The organism is Massilia sp. LjRoot122, from assembly GCF_964252725.1.
Lineage (GTDB): Bacteria > Pseudomonadota > Gammaproteobacteria > Burkholderiales > Burkholderiaceae_D > Telluria.
Map to the genome: position 1 here is coordinate 2,263,040 of NZ_CAXUPB020000001.1, position 26,232 is coordinate 2,289,271.

General features: G+C 68.5%; 14 protein-coding genes. 8 read left to right on the forward strand and 6 right to left on the reverse strand.

Annotated features, from left to right (window positions below; all coding sequences use genetic code 11):
* Positions 1 to 20 precede the first annotated feature (20 nt).
* Positions 21 to 848 carry an SIR2 family NAD-dependent protein deacylase gene (locus tag ACSQ25_RS09990; protein ID WP_436105540.1) on the reverse strand — a complete coding sequence of 276 codons (828 nt, stop codon included), beginning with the start codon at positions 846 to 848 and terminating at the stop codon, positions 21 to 23.
* Positions 835 to 1,479, reverse strand: coding sequence for a phosphohydrolase (locus tag ACSQ25_RS09995; protein ID WP_436105541.1), 645 nt, complete (start codon positions 1,477 to 1,479; stop codon positions 835 to 837). The genes ACSQ25_RS09990 and ACSQ25_RS09995 overlap by 14 nt, the downstream gene beginning before the upstream one ends.
* Positions 1,480 to 1,582: 103 nt before the next feature.
* On the opposite strand from ACSQ25_RS09995, the gene glpD reads away from it, so the two are divergent.
* Both glpD and ACSQ25_RS10005 read left to right on the forward strand, forming a co-directional pair.
* Positions 1,583 to 3,121 (forward strand): glycerol-3-phosphate dehydrogenase, encoded by a 1,539-nt coding sequence (gene glpD / locus ACSQ25_RS10000; protein WP_436105542.1) that lies wholly within the window; start codon positions 1,583 to 1,585, stop codon positions 3,119 to 3,121.
* Between the two features lie 41 nt (positions 3,122 to 3,162).
* Positions 3,163 to 3,768 carry a glutathione S-transferase family protein gene (locus ACSQ25_RS10005; protein ID WP_436105543.1) on the forward strand — a complete coding sequence of 202 codons (606 nt, stop codon included), beginning with the start codon at positions 3,163 to 3,165 and terminating at the stop codon, positions 3,766 to 3,768.
* A 175-nt stretch (positions 3,769 to 3,943) separates the two neighbouring features.
* On the opposite strand, the gene ACSQ25_RS10010 is transcribed toward ACSQ25_RS10005, so the two are convergent.
* Entirely contained in the window at positions 3,944 to 4,795 is an 852-nt protein-coding gene (locus ACSQ25_RS10010) for a CheR family methyltransferase (RefSeq protein ID WP_436105544.1), read from the reverse strand.
* Positions 4,795 to 9,702, reverse strand: a complete 4,908-nt coding sequence (locus tag ACSQ25_RS10015; protein ID WP_436105545.1) for a HAMP domain-containing protein — start codon at positions 9,700 to 9,702, stop codon at positions 4,795 to 4,797. Before ACSQ25_RS10015 ends, ACSQ25_RS10010 begins: the two co-directional genes overlap by 1 nt.
* 340 nt (positions 9,703 to 10,042) lie before the next feature.
* Here ACSQ25_RS10015 and ACSQ25_RS10020 point away from each other — a divergent pair, with 340 nt between their 5' ends.
* Complete coding sequence (locus ACSQ25_RS10020) at positions 10,043 to 10,777, forward strand: helix-turn-helix transcriptional regulator (protein WP_436105546.1); 735 nt, start codon at positions 10,043 to 10,045, stop codon at positions 10,775 to 10,777.
* On the opposite strand, the gene ACSQ25_RS10025 is transcribed toward ACSQ25_RS10020, so the two are convergent.
* Complete coding sequence (locus ACSQ25_RS10025) at positions 10,752 to 11,024, reverse strand: helix-turn-helix domain-containing protein (protein WP_436105547.1); 273 nt, start codon at positions 11,022 to 11,024, stop codon at positions 10,752 to 10,754. The genes ACSQ25_RS10020 and ACSQ25_RS10025 overlap by 26 nt on opposite strands.
* A gap of 158 nt (positions 11,025 to 11,182) precedes the next feature.
* Here ACSQ25_RS10025 and ACSQ25_RS10030 point away from each other — a divergent pair, with 158 nt between their 5' ends.
* Complete coding sequence (locus tag ACSQ25_RS10030) at positions 11,183 to 11,776, forward strand: acyl-homoserine-lactone synthase (RefSeq protein WP_436105548.1); 594 nt, start codon at positions 11,183 to 11,185, stop codon at positions 11,774 to 11,776.
* 20 nt (positions 11,777 to 11,796) lie between these two features.
* Here the strand turns inward: ACSQ25_RS10030 and ACSQ25_RS10035 are convergent, their stop codons facing one another.
* Positions 11,797 to 13,836, reverse strand: a complete 2,040-nt coding sequence (locus tag ACSQ25_RS10035; RefSeq protein WP_436105549.1) for a prolyl oligopeptidase family serine peptidase — start codon at positions 13,834 to 13,836, stop codon at positions 11,797 to 11,799.
* A gap of 84 nt (positions 13,837 to 13,920) precedes the next feature.
* Here ACSQ25_RS10035 and ACSQ25_RS10040 point away from each other — a divergent pair, with 84 nt between their 5' ends.
* From ACSQ25_RS10040 to recD, 4 genes are all read left to right on the forward strand, one after another.
* Positions 13,921 to 16,980 (forward strand): CHASE domain-containing protein, encoded by a 3,060-nt coding sequence (locus ACSQ25_RS10040; protein ID WP_436105550.1) that lies wholly within the window; start codon positions 13,921 to 13,923, stop codon positions 16,978 to 16,980.
* A 73-nt stretch (positions 16,981 to 17,053) separates the two neighbouring features.
* The gene (recC, locus tag ACSQ25_RS10045) at positions 17,054 to 20,464 is read left to right on the forward strand and encodes an exodeoxyribonuclease V subunit gamma (RefSeq protein WP_436105551.1); all 3,411 of its coding nucleotides are present in this window, start codon (positions 17,054 to 17,056) and stop codon (positions 20,462 to 20,464) included.
* A complete protein-coding gene (gene recB, locus ACSQ25_RS10050; RefSeq protein WP_436105552.1) occupies positions 20,461 to 24,129 on the forward strand; it encodes an exodeoxyribonuclease V subunit beta in 3,669 nt (1,222 codons plus the stop codon). Before recC ends, recB begins: the two co-directional genes overlap by 4 nt.
* Entirely contained in the window at positions 24,126 to 26,081 is a 1,956-nt protein-coding gene (gene recD / locus ACSQ25_RS10055; protein ID WP_436105553.1) for an exodeoxyribonuclease V subunit alpha, read from the forward strand. Before recB ends, recD begins: the two co-directional genes overlap by 4 nt.
* Positions 26,082 to 26,232: the final 151 nt, after the last annotated feature.

Here is a 26,232-nt window from a genome sequence, read left to right on the forward strand (position 1 = left end):
GGCGGAGAGATTGATTCTGGTCAATCTTTTGGACGGTTCAGCGCAGCTTCCAGCAAGCGCAGGGCCGCCGAGGCGCCCAAGGGCAGTGCAACACCCTTGCGCACGGCCGGCTCGCGCGGGTTGATGCGGATGAGCGCTTCACCCTGCGATTCCGCCATGCGCCGCACCGAGGGGATGTCGACGCCGGCGCCGAGTTCGATCACGGCCAGCCTGGATATGCCTGCGCGCCAGCGTGCAAGGCGCGCCATCTGCGCCTCGCTGCGCTGCGCCAGCCAGGCGCCGTCATTGAACATCAGGATGTTCGGACGCGCCAGTGCGCCGCAACGCGGACACAGGGGCAGGGCCGAGCTGAGCTTGCAGGCGTCCTGGTCTACGACGGGATCGACACCGTCGGCCGGCCAGACGGTGTCGCAGCACGGGCGCGTGCATTGCAGGTGGTGGATCGAGCCATGGCATTCGACCACCGTGCCGGGGTCGAAGCCGGCCCGCTGGAATTGCCCGTCGACGTTGCTGGTGAAGACGAAGCCGCCTCCGCCCATGCGGGCGGCGAAGGCGCGCAGGATGCCGAAGCCGGCGTGCGGCGTGGTGGCGCGGTACAGGGCCAGCCGATGGCCGTAGAAGCCCCAGGCCAGGCGCGGGTCCTGGTCGAAGCTTTCCGGGCAGGCCATCTCGTGGAAGGCGAGCCCGCGCCGTCCGAGTGCCGGATAGGCGCGCCAGAAGCCGGTGGTGCCGCGGAAGTCGGGCAGGCCGGAATCGACGCCCATGCCGGCGCCGGCCGCCACCAGCAGGCCGTCGGCGTGTTCCAGGAGCGCGGCCGCTTCCTCGATGGCCTCCTCAAGCGGCTGCATGTCCGGCCTCGCGCTTGAGCCGCTCCAGCTCGGCCAGGAAACGCTCCGCGGCCACGGCCGGAGGCCAGGGCTCCCACGGCGTGCAGCCATAGCGCGCGGCGAGCGGATCCTGCTCCAGTACCTGGGCGCGGATCTTGAGGGTGCGCCGCACTTCCTCGCTAGACCAGCCGGCCACGTGGACCGCCTCGCTGGCGGCAGCCAGGCGGTCGGCCTGCTTGTGCAGCCGGTGTTCCTTCTCGGTCCAGGCCGGCAAGCCGTAGCGCAGGAACACCATCTGTTCCAGGCGTTTGGTCAGGGCGCGGAAGCCGTCGCCCAGGAAGGGCTTGATCACCGAGATGGCGTCGAAGCCGAGCAGGCCTTCCTCGGCATCGTGCAGCAGCTCGCGCAGGTCCTGCAGCGGCGTGCCGCCGGGTGAAGTCGCACGACGCAGCAGCATCACGGCGATCGAGTGCTGGGCCACCGACAGCGGCAAGGGCCAGGCCGAATGGCCGCCCCAGCGGTAGGTGCGGGCCAGGCCGAGCGCCAGGTCGGCGTCGTCCCAGTCGAAGGGGGTCGGGTTGAGCAGGTCCAGCCGTTTTCCCGAAGGCATGCGGACCCAGGCGCGCACGTCGGCGCTGGAAGAGTTGTGCATGTGGCGATTTTACACACGGGTGGGAGCATTCTCAGCATAATTGATGCATGCAAAGATGCGGCGCCGCCGAGTCCTTACACTGGACCGCGGACAGGAGGCGGACATGAAAGATGACACGCAGCTGGAATGTGATGTGCTGGTGGTCGGCGGCGGCATCAACGGCGCGGGCATCGCGCGCGACGCGGCCGGGCGCGGCCTGCGCGTGGTCCTGTGCGACAAGGATGATCTCGGCAGCCACACCTCGTCCGCGTCCAGCAAGCTGATTCACGGCGGCCTGCGCTACCTCGAGCACCGCGAATTCGGCCTGGTGCGCAAGGCGCTGGCCGAGCGCGAGCTGCTGCTGTGCAGCGCGCCGCACATCATGCATCCGCTGCGCTTCGTGATGCCGCACGATGCCACGCAGCGTCCCGCCTGGCTGATCCGCGCCGGCCTGTTCCTCTACGACCGGCTGGCGCCGCGCGCCTTCCTGCCCCCATCCAGAGCGGTGGCGCTGGTCGGACACCGTGCCGGCGGCCCGCTCAAGCCGGCCTTCACGCGCGGCTTCGAATACTCCGACGGCTGGGTCGACGATGCCCGGCTGGTGCTGCTCAATGCCCTCGACGCCCACGAGCGCGGCGCGCTGGTGCTCACCCACACGCGCTGCAGCGCCTTCGAGCGCCACCCCCACTACTGGATGGCGACGCTGGCAAGGGGCGAGCACCGCCAACGTGTCAAAGCGCGCTGCCTGGTGAATGCCGCCGGCCCGTGGGCGGAGCAGGTCGCCCAGGTCGCCACCGGCAAGGCCCCGGCGCGCCGCCTGCGCCTGGTGAAGGGCAGCCACATCGTGGTGCCGCGCCTGTTCGAACACGAATACGCCTACCTGTTCCAGCACCCGGACGGCCGCATCGTCTTCGCGATGCCCTACGAAGGCGCCTTCACCCTGATCGGCACCACCGACGTCGACTTCCAGGGCGATCCGGACGAGGTCGCGATCGCGGCCAGGGAAACCGCCTACCTGTGCGAACTGGCCAACCGCTACTTCCGGCGCCAGCTCGCGCCCGCGGACGTGGTGTGGAGCTATTCGGGCGTGCGTCCGCTGATCGAGGACGCGGCGGCCAGCGCCAGCGCCGCCACGCGCGACTACCTGCTCGGGCACGACCTGGCCGCTGCGCCGCTGCTGTCGGTCTTCGGCGGCAAGATCACCACCTACCGCCGGCTGGCCGAGCAGGCGGCCGACTGGATCGGCGGCGCACTCGGCCGCCCGCAAGCGGCGTGGACCGCGAGCGCCGTGCTGCCGGGCGGCGACCTGTTCGGCGGTGCGCCCGACAGCCGCGGCGTGCTCGAATTCGACCGTTGGGTGGCCGCGCTCGAACGCCGCCACCCCTGGCTGCCGCAGGCCCTGGTGCGGCGCTGGGCGCGCACCTACGGGACCCGGGTCGAGACCCTGCTGGCGGGCGCGGCCGGCATGGCCGGCCTGGGCGAGGAAGTGGCGCCCGGCCTTTACGCCGCCGAACTGCGCTACCTGATGCGGCACGAGTGGGCCGGCTGCGCCGAAGACGTATTGTGGCGCCGCACCAAGCTCGGCTTGCACCTGCCGCCGGGCTGCGCCGAGGTGGTGGATGCCTGGATGGCGCCCGCAGCGGCCATGAACGAACCGGCCTGAGCGCGCTATCATGGGCATCCTGCCCATTGACGAAAGCAAGCATGCGCCTCTACACCAGCCCCCGTGCGCCGAATCCGCGGCGCGTCACCATGTTCATGGCGGCCAAGGGCATCGCCGACATCGAGCTGGTCGACGTCGACCTGAACGCGGGAGCCCACCGTGCGGCGGAGTTCACCGCCCTGAACCCGCTGGCGCGGGTCCCGGTGCTGGTGCTCGACGACGGCCGCGCGCTGAGCGAGACCCGTGCGATCTGCACCTACCTCGAGGGCCTGTATCCAGAGCCGAACCTGATGGGGCGTGACGCCACCGAGCGCGCCTTCATCGAGATGGCTGACCGCCGCATGGAACTGCACCTGATGCTGGAAACCGCGCTGTGCGTGCGCCATACCCATCCGGGCCTGGCCGTGCTGGAACAGCCGCAGTTCCCGGACTTCGGCGCGGCGCAAGGGCTCAAAATGCGCGCGACGGCGCGCTGGCTGGACGCCGAGCTGGCAAAGCAGCCCTACGTGGCCGGGGAAAGGTTCACGATCGCCGACATCACGGCCTTCTGCACGCTGGAGTTTGCACGGGGTCTGCTGAAATTCAGGCCGGGGCTGGAGGGGATGCCCCACCTGCAGGCCTGGCGCGATCGGATCGCGCAGTTGTAGGGTGGGCGGCTTCGCCGCCCGCGCGTTCAAGCAGCAATAGAACAGCCGTACAGGCGGCATCAGGGTGATTTGGACGCGTGGGCGTTCGTAATTCCGGGCATTGCCCGAAATTACCCCGCCCACCCTACGAAAAGCAACCGCCCAAGAAAAAGGCCGGCATGTTGCCGGCCCCGAATCATCGCACGCGTTTATACCACCCGCCGCCATCGAACAGAGGCTGGTAATCGCCGGCCGTCGCGTCGGTGGGACCGAACTCGCGGTCCAGTCCCAGCACCCCGAACAGCGACAGGCTGTCGCGGAACAGGCGCAGCACGCGCTGGCGCAGCACCGGACCGAAGTCGGGCAGGGCGCGGCGGCAGATAATGCTGTGGAATTCCTGGAAAGACGCGTCCGTCACCAGGCTGTACTGGGCCCAGGTGATGCGCTCGCGCAGGCGCGGCAGCAGGCGCGCTTCGCCGTTCGAGACCTCGAAGTAGTCCGCCAGCCTGCCGCTGCCGCCGCTGGCCTCGTATTGCGCCTGCGACTGGGTCAGCTGGGCTACCGGCAGCGAGGCATTGCGCGCCTCGAGCAGCAGTTCGTCGCTGGCCAGCGTGGCGAACACCTCGGTGCGGCCATACAGCTTTTCCTCGGCCAGCAGGATCGCCAGCGTCCACGCCTCGGCCACGCCGGCCGGCTCGGCCAGCCATACCTTGGGCAGGGCGGTCGGGCGCAGGGTGTCGCCGAGCGCGGTGCGCAGGCGGCGCGTGTCCTCGGGCAGGTCGAACAGCGGCGCCGGCGCGACCGCCAGCGCGCGCACCACGTCCTGGGCGACGCCGCCTTCGTGCAGCACGCGCTCCTGCAGGCTCGAGATGGTCGCCAGCCCGCGCGTGCGGAGCAGGGCGAGCAGCCGGTCGCGCAGCCCGGAACGGGCATAGCCACGGAAATCGAAACCGAAGCGCTGGTAGACGGCTTCCAGCAGCAGCTCGATCTCGAGATCCTCGGTAGCCTGGGCGGCGGCAAATCCGCTCCAGGCGCTCAGCTCGCCCATCAGTGCAGCCAGACCCGCATCATCGACAGCAGCTGGGCCACATCGACCGGCTTGGTGATGTAGTCCGAGGCGCCTGCGGCGATGCACTTGTCGCGGTCACCCTTCATCGCCTTCGCGGTCAGGGTGATGATCGGCAGCGAACGGAACTTCGGGATGCGGCGGATTGCCCGCATCGTGTCGTAGCCGTCCATCTCCGGCATCATGATGTCCATCAGGACGATCTCGATGGTCGGGTCCTTCTCCAGCACCTCGATGCCGTCGCGGCCGTTCTCGGCGAACAGCACCTGCATCTGCTGGCGCTCGAGCAGCGTGGACAGCGCAAAGATGTTACGCAGGTCATCGTCGACGATCAGCACCTTGCGTCCGGCCAGGCCGCCGTCGGCCGCGTGGATCTCTTCCAGGATGCGGCGCTGCTGCTCCGGCAGGCTGGCCTGCGAACGGTGCAGGAACAGCGCGGTCTCGTCCAGCAGGCGTTCCGGCGAGCGGGCGTCCTTCATGACGATGGTCTTGGCATAGCGCTTGAGCTTCGTGACTTCCTTGCGCGACAGCTCCTTGGCGGTGTAGATCACGACCGGCAGGTCACGCAGGCGTTCATTGGCGCCGATGCGGTCCAGCAGGTCGAAGCCCGAGATGTCCGGCAGGGTCAGGTCCAGCACCATGCAGTCGAAGCGCGAGCTCTCCAGCGCCTCCATCGCCGCGGCGCCGGTGTCCACCGTCACCATGTGGATGTCGGTGTTGCCGATCAGGCCCACGATCGATTCGCGCTGGGCCATGTCGTCTTCCACCACCAGCAGCGAACGCTTGCCGCCCAACAGGAACTTCTGGATACGCTTGAATTCTTCCTGCAGCGCCTCGCGGCTCACCGGCTTGTTGATGTACGAGATGGCGCCCTGGCGCAGCGCGCGCTCGCGCTCGCGCAGCGAGGACATCACGTGCACCGGGATGTGGCGGGTGCTCGGGTCGCGCTTGAGACGGTCGAGCACCGTGAAGCCGTCGATGTCCGGCAGGTCGATGTCGAGCAGGATCGCCGACGGCAGGTAGTCGCGCGCCAGCGACAGCGCCGAATCGCCGCGCTGGGTGACGATGCCCTTGAAGTTCTTCTCACGGGCGAAGTCGAGCAGCACCTTGGCGAAGCGCTCGTCGTCTTCCACGATCAGTACCGACGGGTCGCCCGGGGTCACCAGGCCGCGGTCGTCCAGCACCGACGAGTACTCGACCAGCGTGCCGGTGTCGGTCGCCGTGTCGACGGTCGCCACTTCGGCGGCGGCCTGCGTCACCGGCTGGTAGGACACGGTGGTCGCGGCCGACGGCGGCGGGGCCAGGCGGGCCGGCTGGGGCTGGCGCGTCTGTTCGTAGTTGATGAAGCCGGCGCGGTTGTACGGCAGGTAGAGCGTGAAGGTCGAGCCGACGTTGACGGTCGATTCGACGCGGATCTCGCCGCCCAGCAGGCGCGCCAGTTCGCGCGAGATCGACAGGCCCAGGCCGGTGCCGCCATATTTACGGGCGGTCGAGCCGTCGGCCTGCTGGAATGCCTCGAAGATCAGCTGCAGCTTGTCGGACGGGATGCCGACGCCGGTGTCGCGCACCGAGAAGGCCAGCACCGCGTCGGCGTGCACCAGGTTCGGGTGGTCGTGGGTCCAGCCGCTGTTGACCAGGCTGATGGTCAGTTCGACCTGGCCGTGGCTGGTGAACTTGAACGCGTTCGACAGCAGGTTCTTCAGGACCTGCTGCAGGCGCGTGGTGTCGGTCATCACCGCGGTCGGCAGGTTGTCCGCCAGCGCCACGTCGAAGCCGAGATGCTTGGCCTCGGCCATGTGGCGGAAGGTGCGGTCCACGTAGTTGCGCAGGTTCGAGAAGCGGTACTCCGACACGTCCAGCGTGACGGTACCGGATTCGATCTTCGACAGGTCGAGAATGTCGTTAATCAGGGTCAGCAGGTCGGAGCCGGAGCCGTGGATGGTCTTCGCGAATTCCACCTGCTTGCCCGACAGGTTGCCCTCGGGGTTATCCGAGAGCTGCTGCGCCAGGATCAGGAGCGAGTTCAAAGGTGTACGCAGTTCGTGCGACATATTCGCCAGGAACTCGGACTTGTACTTCGAGGACAGGGCCAGTTGGGTCGCCTTTTCTTCCAGCGCCAGTTTCGCCTGTTCCACCTCGCGGTTCTTGCGTTCCACCTCGATGTTCTGCTCGGACAGCAGGCGCGCCTTTTCCGCCAGTTCCTGGTTGGTCTGCTGCAGTTCCTGCGCCAGCGACTGCGACTGGGTCAGCAGCGACTCGGTACGGCTGTTCGCCTCGATGGTGTTCAGGACCACGCCGATCGATTCCATCAGCTGGTCGAGGAAGGACAGGTGGGTCTCGGTGAAGCGGTCGAGCGAGGCGATCTCGATGACTGCCTTGACCTGCTGTTCGAACAGGATCGGCAGCACCACGATGTTGTTCGGCGGCGCCGAACCCAGGCCGGACGAGACCACGATGTAGTCGCGCGGCACGTCGGTCAGCCAGATGCGGGTCTTCTCCAGCGCGCACTGGCCCACCAGGCCTTCGCCCGGCAGGAAGGAAGTCGGCAGCTTGCGGCTGGAACGGTAGCCGTAGGAGGCGATCATGCGCAGGCGCGCGTCGGTCTCCTGCGAATCCATCATGTAGAACACGCCGTGGTGGGCCGAGACCAGCGGGGCCAGTTCCGACAGAATCAGCTTGGTCACGGCCTGCAGGTCGCGCTGGCCCTGCAGCAGTCGGGTGAAGCGCGCCAGGTTGGTCTTCAGCCAGTCCTGCTGCGCGTTCTTCTGCGTGGTTTCCTTCAGGTTACGGATCATCTCGTTGATGTTGTCCTTCAGGTAGGACACCTCGCCGCGCGCTTCCACCTGGATGCTACGCGAAAGGTCACCACGGGTCACCGCGGTCGCCACTTCACCGATCGCGCGCATCTGGTTGGTCAGGTTCGCCGCCAGCTGGTTGACGTTCTCGGTCAAGTCCTTCCAGGTACCCGCCACGCCGGACACGTTCGCCTGTCCGCCCAGCTTACCTTCGGTACCCACCTCACGGGCGACTCGCGTCACCTCGGATGCGAACGAGGACAATTGGTCCACCATGACGTTGATGGTGTCTTTCAGTTCGAGAATCTCACCCTTCACGTCCACGGTAATCTTCTTGGACAAGTCACCACGCGCCACCGCGGTCGTCACCGCCGCGATGTTACGCACCTGGCCCGTCAGGTTCGAGGCCATGAAGTTCACGTTGTCGGTCAAGTCCTTCCAGGTGCCGCCGACGCCCGGCACGTAGGCCTGGCCGCCCAGCTTACCCTCGGTACCCACTTCACGGGCGACGCGGGTCACCTCGGATGCGAACGAAGACAACTGGTCCACCATGACGTTAATGGTGTTCTTCAGTTCGAGAATCTCGCCCTTCACGTCCACGGTAATCTTCTTGGACAGGTCGCCGTTCGCCACCGCGGTAGTCACCTCCGCGATGTTACGCACCTGGCCGGTCAGGTTACCCGCCATGAAGTTCACGTTGTCGGTCAAGTCCTTCCAGGTACCCGCAACACCCGGCACGTTCGCCTGGCCGCCCAGGCGGCCCTCGGTACCCACTTCACGCGCCACGCGGGTCACCTCGGATGCGAAGGAGTTCAGCTGGTCGACCATCACGTTGATGGTGTTCTTCAGCTCGAGGATCTCGCCCTTCACGTCCACGGTAATTTTCTTGGACAAGTCGCCGTTCGCCACCGCGGTGGTCACGTCCGCGATGTTACGCACCTGGCCGGTCAGGTTACCCGCCATCGAGTTCACCGAGTCGGTCAAGTCCTTCCAGGTACCGCCGACGCCCTTCACCTGCGCCTGGCCGCCCAGCTTGCCCTCGGTACCCACTTCACGGGCGACGCGGGTCACCTCGGATGCGAACGAGGACAGCTGGTCCACCATGACGTTAATCGTGTTCTTCAGTTCGAGAATCTCGCCCTTCACGTCCACGGTAATCTTCTTCGACAAGTCGCCGTTCGCCACCGCGGTCGTCACCGCCGCGATGTTACGCACCTGGCCCGTCAGGTTCGAGGCCATGAAGTTCACGTTGTCGGTCAAGTCCTTCCAGGTGCCGCCGACGCCCGGCACATAGGCCTGGCCGCCCAGCTTGCCTTCGGTACCCACCTCACGCGCCACACGGGTCACTTCCGATGCGAAGGAGCGCAGCTGGTCCACCATGACGTTGATGGTGTCCTTCAGCTGCAGGATCTCGCCGCGCACGTCCACGGTAATTTTTTTCGACAAGTCGCCGTTCGCCACCGCGGTGGTCACCTCCGCGATGTTACGCACCTGCGAGGTCAGGTTACCCGCCATCGAGTTCACCGAGTCGGTCAAGTCCTTCCAGGTACCCGCCACGCCCTTCACCTGCGCCTGGCCGCCCAGCTTGCCCTCGGTACCGACTTCTCGCGCCACGCGCGTCACTTCGGAAGAGAAGGAAGAGAGCTGTTCCACCATGGTGTTCGCGGTCATCGCCGCGCGCAGGTACTGGCCCTTCAGCGGGTGGCCGTCCACTTCCAGCGCCATGGTCTGCGACAGGTCGCCCTTCGCCACCGCGCCGATGACGCGCGCCATCTCGGTGGTCGGACGCACCAGGTCGTCGATCAGGGTGTTGACCGAGCTGATGATCGTCGCCCAGCCGCCCACCACGCCCGGCAAGTCCGCGCGCTGGGTCAGGTGGCCTTCGCGGCCGACGACGCGCGACACGTCGGTGACCGTCTCCACCATTTTCTGCTTGGTTTCGATGATGTCGTTCAGGGTGTCGGCAATCTTGCCGGACACGCCGGTCCAGTCCGAGGGCATGCGGACCGAGAAGTCGCCTTTCTTCAGCGCCATCAGTGTAGTCAGCAATAGCTTGACGTCCAACTGTTCGCCCATGTCGGTCATGTTGTTCATCGACTAAATCCTTGTTCGGTGAGAGTGGTGCGCCGGAGGCAGAGCCTGCGACTGTGAACTGTAAAATGCAGAGAAGATACTCTTGTGTGAAATCAAGTCAAGCATGGATTGGCCAAGTCGTGCTTACTACAAGAAATATTGCAATTTAGAAAATTTTAGAAGGGCATCCGGCGGAGGGTAACGTAAGGAGAATTTACTCAGCGCACGATTGGGCGACGGTGTTGCGGAAACACGACAACCATTCGAAGTATTGACTCGAAATTCAGTAAAGGTGTGGCTTTTGGTGAGTATTCCTTTAGGAAACTCATTTACGATGAACAGTCATTGACCCGCACTGTCTATGATTGATACCGCATCACTGCTCGCACTGCTGGAAGCCGGAGACGATCGCATTTGGACCGAGCGCCTGTGCGCGCTGGCGCGCAGCCTGGGTTTCGACCAGATGCTCTACGGCATCGTGCCGTCGCGCCATGTGCGCTTTGAAAATGCATTCACGCGGAGTAATTATTCTCCGGAATGGCGTGACCGCTACGACGCCAATGGCTTCGCCTATCTCGATCCCACCGTCGTCCATTGTGTCTCGAATACGCTGCCGCTGATCTGGGCGCCTTCCACGTTCGGTAGCGGGGTGCCCGGCGCTATCTATGAAGAAGCCAGCGCCCACGGCCTGCGCAGTGGCGTCACGCTGCCGATTCACGGACCCCAGGGCGAGCTGGGCATGATCAGTTTCGCTTCCGACCTGCGTCCCGATGTCCCTTTCGAGCGCTCCTTGTTCCAGGCACTGCCGGCGCTGTCGCTGGTGCGCGACTACGCCTTTGCCTCCTCGGCGCGCTTTCGCCAGGCCAAGACGGAACCGGAGCTGCCGCGCCTGACCCGGCGCGAGCTCGAGGTGCTGCAATGGGTCATGGTCGGCAAGTCCTCATGGGAGATCGCCCGGATCACCAACTGCTCTGAGGCAACCATCAACTTCCACCTGGCCAATGTGCGTCAGAAATTCGGCGTCAACACGCGCCAGCAGGCGGTGGTCAAGGCAATCTCCCTTGGCCTGATCACGCCTGAAGATCACCATCGCTGACCCGCCCGTTGACGTAGAGGCGCAACAGGATGGCGACCGGGGCAGGGACCGCGAGGCCGGTCTCGAAGCGGCTCCCGCTCGACTGGGTCACCCCGAAACGGCTCCAGAATTTTTCCTGGCTTTCGCGCTTGGCGATGCGCAGGCGCCGCAGTTCGTGCGGCGTGGAGCGCAGCGCACTCCCGGCCTGCGCCGCGTGTTGGGCTTCCAGTTCCGCCGCCAGTGCATCGCACATCATCTCGTTTCCCATTTTTGCTCCTTCCCGTCGTTGGCTATGCAAACTGCAAGTATTCCATCAGCCGGTCGCATAGCCACCTAGCAGAGCTGATAGTTCCAGGTTTGCCCGCTTTGCATGAATCTTGTATGCGAAGTGCATAGCTTTGAACCACCACAACCAGGGGCCTAAAAATGACGATGCAGATCAAAATCGCAGCACGCCGTGAGTTCAAATCGAAAGACCTGTGGGAAATGCATACCCTGCGCGCCAAGGTGTTCAGCGGGCGGCTGGGCTGGGAGGTGCCGGTGATGTCCGGTATGGAGATCGACGGCTACGACGCCCTCGACCCGGCCTACATGGTGATGCGCGCAGCGGGCGGCCCGCTGCTCGGCTGCTGGCGCCTGTTGCCGACCGAGGGCCCCTACATGCTGAAGGATTCCTTTCCGCAGCTGCTGGAAGGCCGCGAAGCGCCGAGCGACGCCCGCATCTGGGAACTGTCGCGCTTCGCTCTCGAGACCGACAAGGAGAACCGCTACGGCTTCTCGGACATGACGATGCAGTGCTTCGAGGCCGTGGTCCGCTACGGTATCGAGAATGGCCTGACCCATTTCGTGACGGTGACGACGACCGCGATGGAGCGCCTGACCCGGCGGGCCGGCGTGGTCACCAACCGCCTCGGGGAGCCGCAGCGCATCGGCATCGAGAACGCGGTGGCCTTCTATGTCGACGTGCGCGCCACCTGGGAGGCGCTGTACGCCCGCCGCATGGCTTCCGAGGCGGCTTGATTCGGCTGTACCCCGTCCGCTTACAGGTCGCCGCGCAGCTGGCGCCGCAGGAAGGTCCAGGTCAGCGCCCACATGCGTGCGGTCTGCGCATTGTCGGCCGCGCCGGCATGGCCGCCTTCGGTATTTTCCCAGTACAGCAGGTCGTGGCCCTGTTCGAGCATGCGCGCAGCCATCTTGCGCGCATGGCCCGGGTGGACCCGGTCGTCGCGGGTCGAGGTGGTGAACAGCACGCGCGGATAGCGTCTGTCCGGCCGCAGCTGGTGGTAGGGCGAGTAGCGGCCGATCCAAGCCCACTCGGCGGAATCGTCCGGGTCGCCGTATTCGCCCATCCAGGAGGCGCCGGCCAGCAGCAGGTGGTAGCGCCGCATGTCCAGCAGCGGCACCTGGCAGACCACGGCATTGAACAGCTCGGGGCGCTGGGTGAGCACGGCGCCGACCAGCAGGCCGCCGTTGCTGCCGCCCATGATGCCGAGCCGGCGCGGGCTGCTGATCTTGCGGGCGATCAGGTCCTCGGCCACGGCGATGAAGTCGTCGAAGGCGCGCTGGCGATGTTCCTTGAGCGCCGCCTGGTGCCAGCGCGGCCCGAACTCGCCGCCGCCGCGGATGTTGGCGACCACGTACACGCCGCCGCTTTCCAGCCAGGCGGCGCCGCTGATCGCGCCGTAGTTGGGCTTGAGCGAGACCTCGAAGCCGCCGTAGCCGTACAGGACCGCCGGGTTGTCGCCGTCGAGCCGGGTGTCGCGCTGCATCACGGTGAAATAGGGCACGCGGGTGCCGTCCCTGGAGAGGGCCTCGAACTGGTGAACCTGAAGGCCCTGCGCGTCGAAGAAGGCGGGCATCGCCTTGAGCTGTTCGCGCTCGTCCCGGCCCGCTTCCATCAGGTACAGGGCGGTGGGCTCGGTGAAGCCGGTCACGGTGAGGAAGTAGCGGTGCGAGGCCACGGCATCGAAAGCCCAGGTGTCCAGCGCCCCCATGGCCGGGAGGTCGACGTCGCGCGACTGCCAGCCGGCGCCCTGGCGGCGCAGCTCGACGATGCGGTTCGTCACCATGTCGAGCACCGTGAGCAGGAGGGCGTCGCGGGTCACCGTCAGGCCGTCGAGCGAGGTAGTAGGCGAAGGCAGGAACAGCGTCTCGAACACGGCGCTGCCGTCGAGGAAGGCGTCGAAGTCCGCGGCCAGCAGCGCGCCTTGCGGGTAAGTTCGGCCGCGATGCTCCCAGCTGGAACGCAGCTCGATCACGACCTGGTCGCGCACCGCAAAGGCATTCGCGTCCTCTGGTTTGGGCAGCTTGACCAGGCTGCCGCCGCGGCGCACGAACAGTTCGCTGCTGTAGAAACCGATCTGGCGCTGCACGAACTCGCGCTCGAAGCCGGGTGTCGCGTCGCGCCAGGCCGAGGCCGACAGGTCCTCGAGCCTGGCCTCGTAGACGGTGGTGGTGGCGGCGAGCGGCGTGCCGCGCCGCCACTGCTTGACGATGCGCGGATAGCCCGATTCGGTCAGCGAGCCGGGGCCGAAGTCGGTGCCGACGAACAGGGTGTCGCGGTCGATCCAGGCACAATCGCTCTTGGCTTCCGGCAGGGTGAAGCCGTCGGCCACGAAGCAGCGCCGTGCGGCGTCGAACTCGCGCACCACGTGGGCGTCGCCGCCGCCGCGCGACAGCGAGACCAGGCAGCGGTCGCCCTCCGGCTCGAGCCAGGTCACGCCGCCCCAGACCCAGTTCTCGCCTTCTTCGCGCGCCAGCTGGTCCAGATCGATCAGGGTTTCCCAGCTGGGCGAGTCCTTGCGGTATTCGTCCAGCGTGGTGCGGCGCCAGATGCCGCGTGCATGGCCGGCGTCGCGCCAGAAGTTGTACAGCAGGCCGGCGTGGCAGCCGGCATAGGGGATCTTGCCGGTCGAGTCGAGGATGGCGCGCAGGCGCCCGCGCAAGTCGGCGTGGCCGGCTTGCGCCTCGAGCTCCTGTTCGGCGGCCCGGTTGCGCCCTGCGACCCAGTCGAGGGCGCGCGCGCCTTCGACATCCTCGAGCCAGAGGTAGGGATCGTCGGTGGATGGGGAGGTGGTCATGGCGTGAATATAGTTGAGTAAGTCGGCCGTCTGATTGCCTATACTAGCAACATCGAGCAAGCAGAACCGCACACCTGGAGCCTCATGGATTCGACAGCGAACACCGCAGCCAACAGCGCAGTCAATGCGGCCCAGCAGGGCGCGAGCGCCGCCCCCTGGGTCGCCGGGCTCGCGCTGTCGCTGGCGGTCGGCGCGCTCTGCTACCGGGTCGCCGCCGGCGCGGTCGAGGACGATGCGCGGCGCCGCTTCGAGACGATGGCCAGGCTGGCGCAGGAGCGGGTGGCGAACGCCGTGGTCTCGTACTCGCGGGTGGTGCGCGGCCTGGTCGCGCTGCACGCAGCCGGCACCGAGCCGCTGGACCGGCTGCGCTTCCACCGTTACGTGGAAGCGCTCGACCTGCCGGCGCAGTTCCCGGCGATCGAGGCGGTGTCCTTCGTCGCCCATGTGCCGGACGCCGCGCGCGAGGCCTTCATCGCCGGCGTGCGCCAGGACCGCAGCGTCAACCCGGCCGGCTATCCGCGCTTCGATATCATTCCCGCAGGACGCCGCCCGTACTACGAGGTGATCACCTGGGTCGCGCCGACCGGCCTGCCGGAGGACCGGCTCGGCTTCGACCTCGCTGTCCAGCCGTTCGCGGCGGCCGCGATGGCCCGGGCGCGCGACCACGGGACCCTCTCGGCCTCCGGCACGCCGATCCGGGTCGCGCGGCCGACCCCGCACACCGCGCTCGGCATGCGCGAACCGCTCTACCTGGGCGGCGCGGTGCCGGCCAGCCTGGAAGAACGCCGCGCGCGCTACCTCGGCAGCATCGGCATCGCGTTCTCGGTCGACGCACTGGTGCAGCGCGCGCTCGGGCCCGAGGGGCGTCAGCCGATGGCGCTCAGCCTGTACAGCGAAACGCCGCCGGCCCGGAACGCTGCGGCGCGGCTGGCGCTCGACCCGCGCGACCGCCTGCTGGTCGGACCGGAAGTGCGCAAGGAGGGCCGTGAGGCGCCGGCCCAGGACGGACGCTTCACCATCCTGCTGCCGGTCGACTATGCCGGTACGCGCTGGAAGGCGCACTTCTCGGCCGAGCGCGCCGCCATGGCGGTGGGGGCCGACCGCTACCTGCCGCTGCTGGCCTTCGGTTCCGGCTTCGGGGTCAGCCTGCTGGGCTTCGCCCTGTTCTTCAACCTGGTGCGTTCGCGCCGGGCCGCGCTCGACCAGCGCCTGCTGCTCGATTCGGTGCTCGACAACCTCGATGCCTACGTCTACCTGAAGGACAGCGGCCGGCGCTTCCGTTACGTGAATGCGAAGAGTGCCGCCCTGATCGGCCTGCCGGCGGCGCAGATCGTCGGCCGGCGCGACCTCGAAGTGCTGCCGGCAGCCATCGCCGAGGCCAGCTGGGAGCGCGACCGCATGGCGCTGGAGAGCGGCGAGCGGCACGCCTGCCAGGCCGAACTGCCGCTTGCCGACGGCAGCGTGCACCAGATGTGGAGCGTGCGCATGCCCCTGCACCCGGAGGGCGAGATGCCGGCGGTGTTGTGCATCTCGACCGACGTCACCACGCTGCACGAGCTCAAGGCGCGCGCCGACGCCGCCAACCGGGCCAAGAGCGACTTCCTGTCGAACATGAGCCATGAGATCCGCACGCCGATGAACAGCATCATCGGGATGACCCACCTGGCACTGCACTCCCATCCCGCTCCCCAGCTGCGCGCTTACCTGGACAAGATCTACCACTCGGGACAGCACCTGCTGGGCATCATCAACGACATCCTGGATTTTTCCAAGATCGAGGCCGGCAAGCTGGAACTCGATACGGTCGGCTTCATGCTGGAGGCGGTGATGCGCAACGTCGAGCAGCAGCTGGGCCAGGCGGCCGCCGCCAAGGGGCTCGGCTTCGACCTCGAGATCGCCCCCGAGCTGATGCGGCCCCTGCGCGGCGACCCGCTGCGCCTCGAGCAGGTGCTGCTGAACTTCGCCGGCAACGCCGTCAAGTTCTCCGAACACGGCCGCATCCTGCTGCGGGCCCGGCTCGAACACGCCTTCGGCCCCGAACTGCTGGTGCGCTTCGAGGTGCGGGACAGCGGCATCGGCATCGCGCCCGACCAGCTGGCCGGCCTGTTCACTCCCTTCCACCAGGCCGACCCCTCGGCCACGCGGCGCCATGGGGGCACCGGCCTGGGCTTGGTGATCAGCAAGCAGCTGGCGGAACTGATGCACGGCGAGGTCGGGGTCGACAGCACGCCGGGCCGCGGCAGCACCTTCTGGTTCACGGCACGCCTCGGGCTGGAGGATGGCGCCGGCAGTCCCGGCCTTGGTGCGGCGCCGCCTCCGCCGGCGCAGGTGGAGGCGGGGCAGGGCACGCGCCTGGACGGCTGCGCCGTGCTGCTGGTCGAGGACAACCCGTTCAACCAGCAGGTCGCACGCGAGCTGCTGCTCCAGGCCGGCGCCGAAGTGAGCGTCGCCGGCAACGGCGCCGAAGCGCTGGAGGCGATGGCGCGGCAGCGCTTCGACTGCGTGTTGATGGACGTGCAGATGCCGGTCATGGACGGCCTGGAAGCAACCCGCCGGATCCGCCAGGACCCGCGGCTGGCCGACACCCTGGTGATCGCGATGACGGCCAATGCCGGGGTGGAAGACCGCGCACGCTGCCTGCAGGCCGGCATGGACGAATTCCTGAGCAAGCCGGTGGTGCCCGAACTGCTGGCGGCAACCATCGCGCGCTGCCTGGGGCGCAGCGCGGCCGCGGCGCCCGACGTGGTGCCGGTCGCGGCGCCCGGTCCCGGCGCCAGCCCGGCCGGCGGCCTGGTCGACCTGGCGCAGCTGGAGTCCAGCGTCGGCGGCGACCGCGAGCGGATGCGTAAATACGCCTTCCTGTTCGTGTCCACGGCGCGCGACGCGCTGGCCGGGATCGACGCCGCGCTCGGCGCCGGCGACCTGGCGGCGGTGGCGGCGCTGGCGCACCGCGTCAAGTCCTCGGCGCGCATGGTCGGCGCCGCCGGCTTCGCGGCCCTGTGCGAGGAGCTCGAGGGGCAGGACGGGCGCCCGGCCCAGGCGCGGGCGCTGGCGGCACGCCTGCGCGCCCAGCTGGCGCGGGTCGAACGCGAGCTCGTCGCACGGCTCGGCGTGCGTAGCGACGACCGCTTGTCGATGAGCTAATGCGCGGCGCCAAGCCTTCCGCCCGGGGGCCAAACCGGGTATCCTTTGCCCCTTGAGCAACCCGACTGTTCCGATGTCTTCCCCGATCACCCCAGGCTTGTTAATTTTGCACGGCAACCAGATGGAATTGCTGCGCAGCGCCATGTTCGACTGGCTGCGCATGCACCCGCTGGGTCCGCTCGAGCAGGAGACCATCCTGGTGCAGTCGAACGGGGTCGCCGAGTGGCTGAAGATCGCGCTGGCCGAGGAAATGGGCGTGTGCGCCGCCACCCGCGTGGCGCTGCCGGCGCGCTTCCTGTGGGAAGCCTACCGCGGCATGCTGGGACGCGAACGCGTGCCGACCCGTGCACCCTTCGACAAGGATCCGCTGACCTGGCGCCTGATGCGCCTGCTGCCGGCACTGCTCGAGGACGCCAGCTATGCCCCGCTCAGGCAGTTCCTGGGCGACGGCTGCCCCGAGCGCCGCCTGCAGCTGGCCGAGCGCCTGGCCGATCTGTACGACCAGTACCAGGTCTACCGCGCCGACTGGCTGGCCGACTGGGAAGCCGGGCGCGACCAGCTGCGGCGCGCGGTCGGCGACCCGGTGCCGCTCGGCGCGGACCTGAAATGGCAGGCCTGCCTGTGGCGTGAAATCCACGCCAGCCTGCCGCCGGAACAGCGCGTGACCGGACGCGCCAGCATCCACGCCCAGTTCCTGGCCGCGGTGGAATCGGGCCGCGAACCGGTATCGCGCTTGCCGCGCCGCGTGATCCTGTTCGGCATGTCGACCCTGCCTTACCAGACCCTGCAGGCCATCGCCGCGCTGTCGCGCCACACCCAGGTGCTGTTCGCGGTGCCCAATCCCTGCCGCTTCTACTGGGGCGACATCATCGAGGGCCGCGAGCTGCTCAAGGCCGCGCGCCGCCGCCAGCAGCCGCGCGACGGCCGCGAACTGGCCAGCGTGCCGGTCGAGGAACTGCACATGCACAGCCACCCGCTGCTGGCGAGCTGGGGCCGGCAGGGGCGCGACTTCGTGCGCATGCTGGACGAATTCGACCAGGGCGAAGGCGCACGTTTCGAGAACCTGCGCGTGGACCTGTTCGACGAAGCCGAAGGCGGGACGCTGCTGCAGCAGGTGCAGGCCGCGGTGCGCGACCTGCTGCCGCCCGGCGAGCACCCGCATGTATCGCCGGCGCGCGACGACCGCTCGATCGAATTCCATATCACCCACAGCGTCCAGCGCGAGGTCGAGGTGCTGCACGACCAGCTGCTGTCCTGGTTCGCCCAGGACCCGAGCCTGCGCCCGCGCGACGTGGTCGTGATGGTGCCGGACATCGACGTGTTCTCGGCCGCCATCCACGCGGTATTCGAGCAGCACCGCCGCAGCGACCCGCGCCACATTCCCTTCGAGATCGGCGACGTGCGCGACCGCAGCGTGAACCCGCTGCTGGTGGCGCTCGAATGGCTGCTGCGCCTGCCGCAGCAGCGCTGCCGCCAGAGCGAGGTGCGCGACCTGCTCGACGTCCCGGCCGTGGCCGGACGCTTCGGCCTGGATGCCGAGGACCTGCCGATCCTGGGCCGCTGGATCGAAGGCTCGGGCGTGCGCTGGGGCCTGGACCGCGAGCACCGCGCCGGCCTGGGACTGGCCTCGGTGGGCGAGCAGAACGCCTGGATCTTCGGCGTGCGGCGCATGCTGCTCGGCTACGCCAGCGGCGCCGGCGCCAGCTTCGGCGACATCGAGCCGTATGCCGAAGTCGGCGGCCTGGACGCCGCGCTGGCCGGCTCGCTGGCCGAGTTCATCGACTGCCTGCTGCACTACCGCGCCGCGCTGGCGCAGTCGCGCACCCCGGCCGAATGGGGCGAGGCGGCGCGCGCACTGCTCGCCGCCTTCTTCCACCCGGGCGACGAGAAAGACCGCCTGACCCTGGCGCAGCTCAATGAAGCGCTGCAGTGCTGGCTCGAGACCTGCGACAGTGCGGAGTTCAGCGAGCCGGTGCCGCTGGCGGTGATGCGCGAATCCTGGCTCGGCCAGCTCGACCAGCCGACCCTGAACCACCAGTTCGTATCGGGCGGCGTGACCTTCTGCACCCTGATGCCGATGCGCGCCGTTCCCTTCCGCGTGGTCTGCCTGCTCGGCATGAACGACGGCGACTTTCCGCGCCGCACCCAACAGGCCGACTTCGACCTGCTGGCGCTGCCCGGCATGGCGCGTCCGGGCGACCGCTCGCGCCGCGACGACGACCGCTACCTGATGCTGGAAGCGCTGCTGTCGGCGCGCGACAAGCTGTACCTGAGCTGGGTCGGACGCAACGTGCGCGACAACAGCGAGCAGCCCGCCTCGGTGCTGGTCGCCCAGCTGCGCGACTACCTGCAGAACGGCTGGAATCTCAAGCTGGACGAACGCACCACCGAACACGCGCTGCAACCCTTCAGCCGCCGCTACTTCGAACGCGGGGGGCTGCTCACCTATGCAGGCGAATGGCGTTCGGCCCACGGCATGGAGGACGGCGAGGCTGCCGTCGACAGTTTGCCGCCCTACGAAATGGAACCGGGTTTCGTTCTCAAGCTGGGCGAGCTGGCGGCTTTTCTCCGCCAGCCTGCGCGCTATTTCTTCCGGCGCCGCCTGGGTGTGGTGTTCGCCGATGCCGCCGTGGTCGGCGAGGACGAGGAACCCTTCGCCCTCGACGCGCTCGAACGCTATTTCATCGAAGACCACCTGCTCGACGACAGCGGGCCGCTCGAGGCGCCGCACGAGGTGCGCGCTACGCTCGAAGCGCGCGCGGAACGCCTGGTGCGCGAAGGCGTGCTGCCGATCGGGCTGATGGGCCGGCAGTGGCAGCGCGAGCTGGTCGACGGCCTGGTGCCGGTGCGCAGCGCCTGGCTGGCACTGGGCGCGCGTTTCCCGCATGCCGCGCCGAAGCGCGCCGTCAGCCTCGGGCTGGGCGACGCCATCGTGCTGGACGACTGGATCGACCGCCTGCGCACCGACGGCAACGAAACCGCATGGCTCATGCAGGTGTCCTCGAAGGTGCTTGACCGGGAAGGGCGTCCGCGCGGCGACAAACTGATCGGCCCCTGGCTGCGCCAGCTGGCCGCCGCCGCGGCAGGCGCCCCGGTGGCCGGCCACCTGGTGGCGCGCGACGCCATCCTGACCATGCATGCCCTCAACCCGACCGAGGCAGCGGCCACCCTGCACGACCTGGTCGCGCTGTGGCGCACCAACCTCGACCGGCCGCTGGCCGTGGCCTGCAAGACCGCGCTGGCGCTGCTGCAGGAAGGCGCGCATGAAAGCGATGCCCGCCTGGTCTACGAGGGCAGCTATGAACTCTCGGGCGAAGTCGAGGAATTGTGCCTGGCGCGCCTGTGGCCCGACTTCGCGAGCCTGGTGGCGGCCGGCGACTGGCCGCACCTGGCGCGCGACCTGTACGGCCCACTGGCCGAGTGGATCGAGGCCGGCGTGCAGGTGGCGCCGCTGAACCCGGATGCGGCAGGGGAGGCGGCATGAGCCAGCACCTCGAACCGCTGGTCTTCCCGCTGCATGGCACGCGCCTGATCGAGGCCTCGGCCGGTACCGGCAAGACCTGGACCATCGCCGCGCTCTACCTGCGCCTGGTGCTCGGCCATGGTGGCGAGGCGGCGTTCGCACGGCCGCTGCTGCCGAGCGAGATCCTGGTGATGACCTTCACCCGCGCCGCCACGCGCGAGCTGGCCAACCGCGTGCGCGAGCGCCTGGTCGAGGCGGCGGCCTATTTCCGCGACCAGCTGGACGACGGTCATCCCGCACTGGGCGACCCGTATCTGCGCGAACTGGCCGATGCCTATCCAGGCGAGGCCGAACGCGGCGTTGCCGCGCATCGCCTGGTCCTGGCGGCGGAAACCATGGACGAGGCGGCGATCTTCACCATCGATGCCTGGTGCCAGCGCATGCTGCGGGAACATGCCTTCGACTCCGGCAGCCTGTTCGACGAGGAGCTGGTCAGCGACGAACGCGCGCTGTTCGAGGACGCGGCCCATGACTACTGGCGCCAGCATATTTATCCCTTGGGCGTGAACGCCCTGGCCTCGGTGCGCGAATGCTGGAAGGACGTCGAGGCCCTGAAGGCAGGCGTGCGCGAGCTGGTGACACGCACCCATCTGCTGGGCGAATGCGCGCCCGAGCCGCTTGGGGTGCTGGTGGCGCGCATCGAGCGCAGCCTGCGTGCCGAGCTTGCCGGCCTGAAGGAAGGCTGGGCCGCGCGCGCCGACGAGATGGAAAGCTGGATCGCAGCTCAGCGAGAGCGCAACCCGAAATGCTTCAACGGGAACAAGATGCGCGCCGATTCGCTGGTCAAGTGGTTCGAGGCGCTGCGCGCCTGGGCCAATGATCCGGCCCGGGTCCTGCCGGAGCTGAACGGGACGGCATGGAAGCGCCTGTGCCCGGACGGCATCGTCGACGCCTTCAGCAAGGACTTCGTGGCCGAGGTGCCGGCCTGTTTCGGATTCACCGCGCCGCTGCAGGACGCCCTGGAGGCGCTGGAGCCGCTGTCGCACTCCCTGTTGCGCCATGCCGCCAGCCACATCGCCGCCCGCATGCGCGAGCTGAAGGCGCGCAACCGCCAGTTCGGCTTCGCCGACATGCTGGAACGCCTGAAGGACGCCCTCGAGGGGCCGAACGGCGAGGCCCTGCGCCGCCGCATCGTGCTGCAGTTCCCTGTGGCGATGGTCGACGAGTTCCAGGATACCTCGCCCGACCAGTACCGCATTTTCGACCTGCTGTACCGGGTGGCGGACAACGATCCGGACCAGGGCCTGTTCCTGATCGGCGACCCCAAGCAGTCGATCTACGGCTTCCGCGGCGCCGACATCCACAGCTACCTGGCGGCGCGGCGCGCCACCGCGGGGCGGCATTACCAGCTCGGCGTCAACTACCGTTCCACCGCCCAGCTGGTGGAGGCGGTGAACCAGATGTTCCGCCACGCCGAAGGCGATGGCGAGCGCGCCGGCTACCCGGCTGGCGCCTTCCGCTTCCGCCGCGGCGAGGACAATCCGCTTCCCTTCGAAGCGGTGCGGGCCAAGGACCACCGCGAGCGCCTGGTCGGCGCCGATGGCCCCAAGCACGCGATGTCGGTGTGCTGCGCCGGCCCGATGAACCAGGAAGCCTACCGCGAGTACTTTGCCCATCACTGCGCGGAACACATCGTCGGCCTGCTGGGCGACGAGCGGGTCGGCTTCTCGGACGGTGAGCGTTTCCGACGCCTGATGCCGGCCGATATCGCGATCCTGGTGCGCGACCGCCGCGAGGCCGCGGCCGTGCGCCGCGCGCTGGTCGAACGCAAGGTGGCCAGTGTCTACCTGTCCGACAAGGATTCAGTGGTGGAAAGCGAGGAAGCCGCCGACGTGCTGCGCTGGCTGTACGCGGTCGCCAACCCGCTCGACGGCACCCTGGCGCGGGCCGCCTTCGCTACCCGCACCGCCGGCCTGCCGCTGGGCGAACTGGCCAGGCTGTCGTCCGACGAGGTGGCCTGGGAAGGGCGCGTGGAACAACTGAAGGCCTTGCACGGTGCCTGGCAGCGCCAGGGCGTGCTGGCCATGCTGCGCCGCTTCGTCCACGAACTCGGCTTGCCGGCGCGCCTGCTGCGCCAGCCGGGCGGCGAACGGCGCCTGACCAACCTGCTGCACCTGGCCGAGCTGCTGCAGGAGGCCAGCGGCCAGCTGGAAGGCGAGCAGGCCCTGATCCGCTGGCTGGCCGAGCAGCTCGAGGGTGTCGGCGAAGGCGGCGAGGAACGTGTGCTGCGCCTCGAGAGCGATGCCGAACTGGTGAAGGTGGTCACGGTCCACAAGTCCAAGGGCCTCGAATACCCGCTGGTCTACCTGCCGTTCGCGGTCACCGCGCGCCGCACCGACCGGCGCAATCGTGCCTTCTTCGAATTCGTCGGCCTCGATGGTGCGCGCCGTCTCGACCTGGCGATGGGCGACGAAGCGCTGGAAGCGGTCGACCGCGCACGCCTCGAGGAGGACCTGCGCCTGCTCTACGTGGCGCTGACCCGTGCACGCCACTTCCTGTGGCTGGGCGCGGCGCCGATCAGCGGTCGCAGCAAGAATGAGAACCGGCTGCACGAGTCGGCGTTGGGCTACCTGCTGGGCGGCGGCGAGAAAATCGAGGCGGAACTGCTGCGCGAGCGGCTCGAGCGCCTGCGCGGCGGCGCCGAGGGCATCGTGCTGCACGACCTGACCGAAGCGCGGGAACGCACCCTGCTGGCGCGCGAAGACATCCGCCCGGACCTGTTGGCCGCCCCGCGCTACGAAGCGCGCTTCGAGCGCGACTGGTCGATCGGCTCCTTCACCTCGCTGGTGCGCCATGCGGTGGCGGCACAACCCGCGCCGCCGCCGGCGCCGATGCGGGCGCAGGAAGAGACCCTGCTCGAGGAAGAACCGCAGGTGCTCACGCCGCCGCGCATCGAGGACGCGCCCTGGCACCGCTTCCCGCGCGGTTCGGTGCCCGGCAACTTCATGCACGAGCAGCTCGAATGGATGGCGGGGGAAGGTTTCGAGCGCGCCGCCGATCCGGACTTCCTGCTGCGCCTCAGCCAGCGCATCGAGCGCGCCGGCTGGGGCCACCGCCAGGACGATGCACTGGCCTGGCTGCACGCGGTGGTCACCACGCCCTTGCCGCCGCTCGGCGCCGCCCTCGCCGATATACGCGACCCGGTACCGGAACTGGAATTCTGGTTCCCCAGCGAGCGCCTCGACGTGGTGAAGCTCGACCGCCTGTGCCGCGCCCACGTCATGAAGGGCCTCGAGCGTCCGACCCTGCCGGAACGGACCCTGCACGGCATGCTCAAGGGCTTCGCCGACCTGGTGTTCGAACATGGGGGCCGCTACTGGGTGCTCGACTACAAGAGCAATGCGCTGGGGCCGGGCGACGCCGCCTATACCCAGGCCGCGATGGAGCTGGGCATGGTCGGCCACCGCTACGACATCCAGGCCACGATCTACATGCTGGCGCTGCACCGCCTGCTGCGCAGCCGCCTGGGCGATCGCTATGAACCGCGGCGCCAGCTGGGCGGTGCCGTGTTCCTGTTCCTGCGCGGGATCGCGAATACCGACACGCGCGGCTGCTGCGTGCTGGGGCCGGACCTGGAACTGCTGGGCGGGCTGGAAGCGCTGCTGGACAAGGACGGGGAGGAATGAGCGTGGCCAAGCACGAGCCGAATATCGCCTTGCTGTGGAGCGAGCTGGCGCGCCTGGGCGAAGCCGGCGAATTGCGCCGCCTGTCCTGCGCCTTCGCGCGCTTCATCGCCTCGCTCGGGGCGGCCCCGCCCGCCCTGGTGCTGGCCTCGGGCGTGCTGTCCGAACTGGAAGGGAAGGGCCACAGCTGCCTGCTGCTGTCCGACCTGGCCGCCGGCCCGGCCGCGCTGCTCGGCTGGGAGGACGAGCAGTGGAAGCTGCTGGCGCGCGCCGCCGGACCGCTGCCGAAGACCGCGCAAGGCTGGGCCCAGCAGCTGGCCGGCTGCCAGCAGGTGTGGGACGTCAGCGCCTTCGACTACGACCAGCCGCTGGTGCTGGACGGCGACCGGCTCTACCTGCGCCGTTACTGGCGCGACGAGATGCTGGTGGCCCAGGCCGTGCGCGAACGGGCCACCAGGCGGCGCGAGGTCGACCAGGAGGACGTGCGCGGCTGGCTCGACGTCCTGTTCGCCTCGGAGCGCACGCTCGCGGGGCCGGACTGGCAGAAGCTGGCCTGTGCCATCGCCGTGCGCGGCGCGGTGGCGATCATCACCGGCGGTCCCGGCACCGGCAAGACCTATACCGTGGCGCGCCTGCTGGCGCTGCTGTTCGCCACCGCCCCGGAAGCGGGAAGCCAGCGCATCGCCCTGGCCGCGCCGACCGGCAAGGCGGCGGCGCGCCTCAAGCAGTCGATCGACAAGGCCCTGACCGAACTGGCCGACAAGGTCGGCGCCACGCTCCCCTTGCGCGAACTCAACCTGCGCATGGGCCCCGCGCGCACCCTGCACAGCCTGCTCGGCGCCCGCCCCGATACCCGCGCCTTCGCCCACCACCGCGGCAATCCGCTCGACGTCGACGTGCTGATCGTCGACGAAGCCTCGATGGTGCACCTGGAGATGATGGCCTCGCTGCTGGACGCGCTGCCGCCCGGTGCGACCCTGATCCTGCTGGGCGACAAGGACCAGCTGGCCTCGGTGGAGGCCGGCGCCGTGCTGGGCGACCTGTGCCACAACGCCGGGGCCGGCGGCTACACCGACGCCACCTGCGACTACGTGCTCGCGGCCAGCGGCGAGCTGCTGCCGGACGAATTCCTGGGCGACGCCGGCGCACTGGCCCAGCAAACCGTGATGCTGCGCCACAGCCGGCGCTTCGGCGGCCCGATCGGCCAGCTGGCGCTGGCGGTGAACGCCGGCGATGCACTGCGCGCGGAAGCCGTGCTGCGCGCCGGAGAGGCGAGTGTGCGCTGGATCGAGAACGCCCAGCAGCAGCAGGTGCTGCAGCTGGCGCAGTCCGGCTACGGTTCTTACCTGGACGTGTTGAATACCGGCCTGAAGGCCTCATTGAACACGAACCATGAAGAATGGGTGCGCCAGGTATTGCAGCGCTTCGAGTCCTTCCGCATCCTGTGCGCGGTGCGCGACGGCGAGTGGGGCGTAGCCGGCCTGAACGATGCGGTGGCCGCGCGCCTGGCCCAGGCCGGGCTGCTGCATCCGAACGGCGAGTGGTACGTGGGACGCCCGGTGATGGTCACCCGCAACGATTACGGCACCGGCGTCTACAACGGCGACATCGGCGTCACCCTGCCGGATCCGGCGCGGCCGGGCGCCTTGCGTGTTTATTTCCTGGAAGGCGACACCGTGCGCAGCGTGCTGGCGACCCGCCTGCGCAACGTCGAGACGGCATTCGCGATGACGGTCCACAAATCGCAGGGCTCGGAGTTCCGCCACACCGTGCTGGCGCTGCCGCGCGAGCGCAATGCCGTCCTCACCCGCGAGCTGGTCTACACAGGCATCACCCGCGCCAGCGAACTGTTCACCCTGGTATCGCCGCCCGGCGCCGTGCTGGCCGAAGCCATCGCCCAGCGCACCCACCGCACCAGCGGCCTGCGCGGCATGATCGCGCCGACCTCGCGCTGAGCTGGCCGTCCTTCCTGTCGCGCCGCTGCGACGCCCGGCCTTGATCGAGGCCAAGGATGGCGCCGAGTCCCGCCACTGTGTTCGAACTCGGCCATACGTGCCGGGTCTTATTCCTGTGTAATCACTATTCCTGACATCCCGGCGTACCACG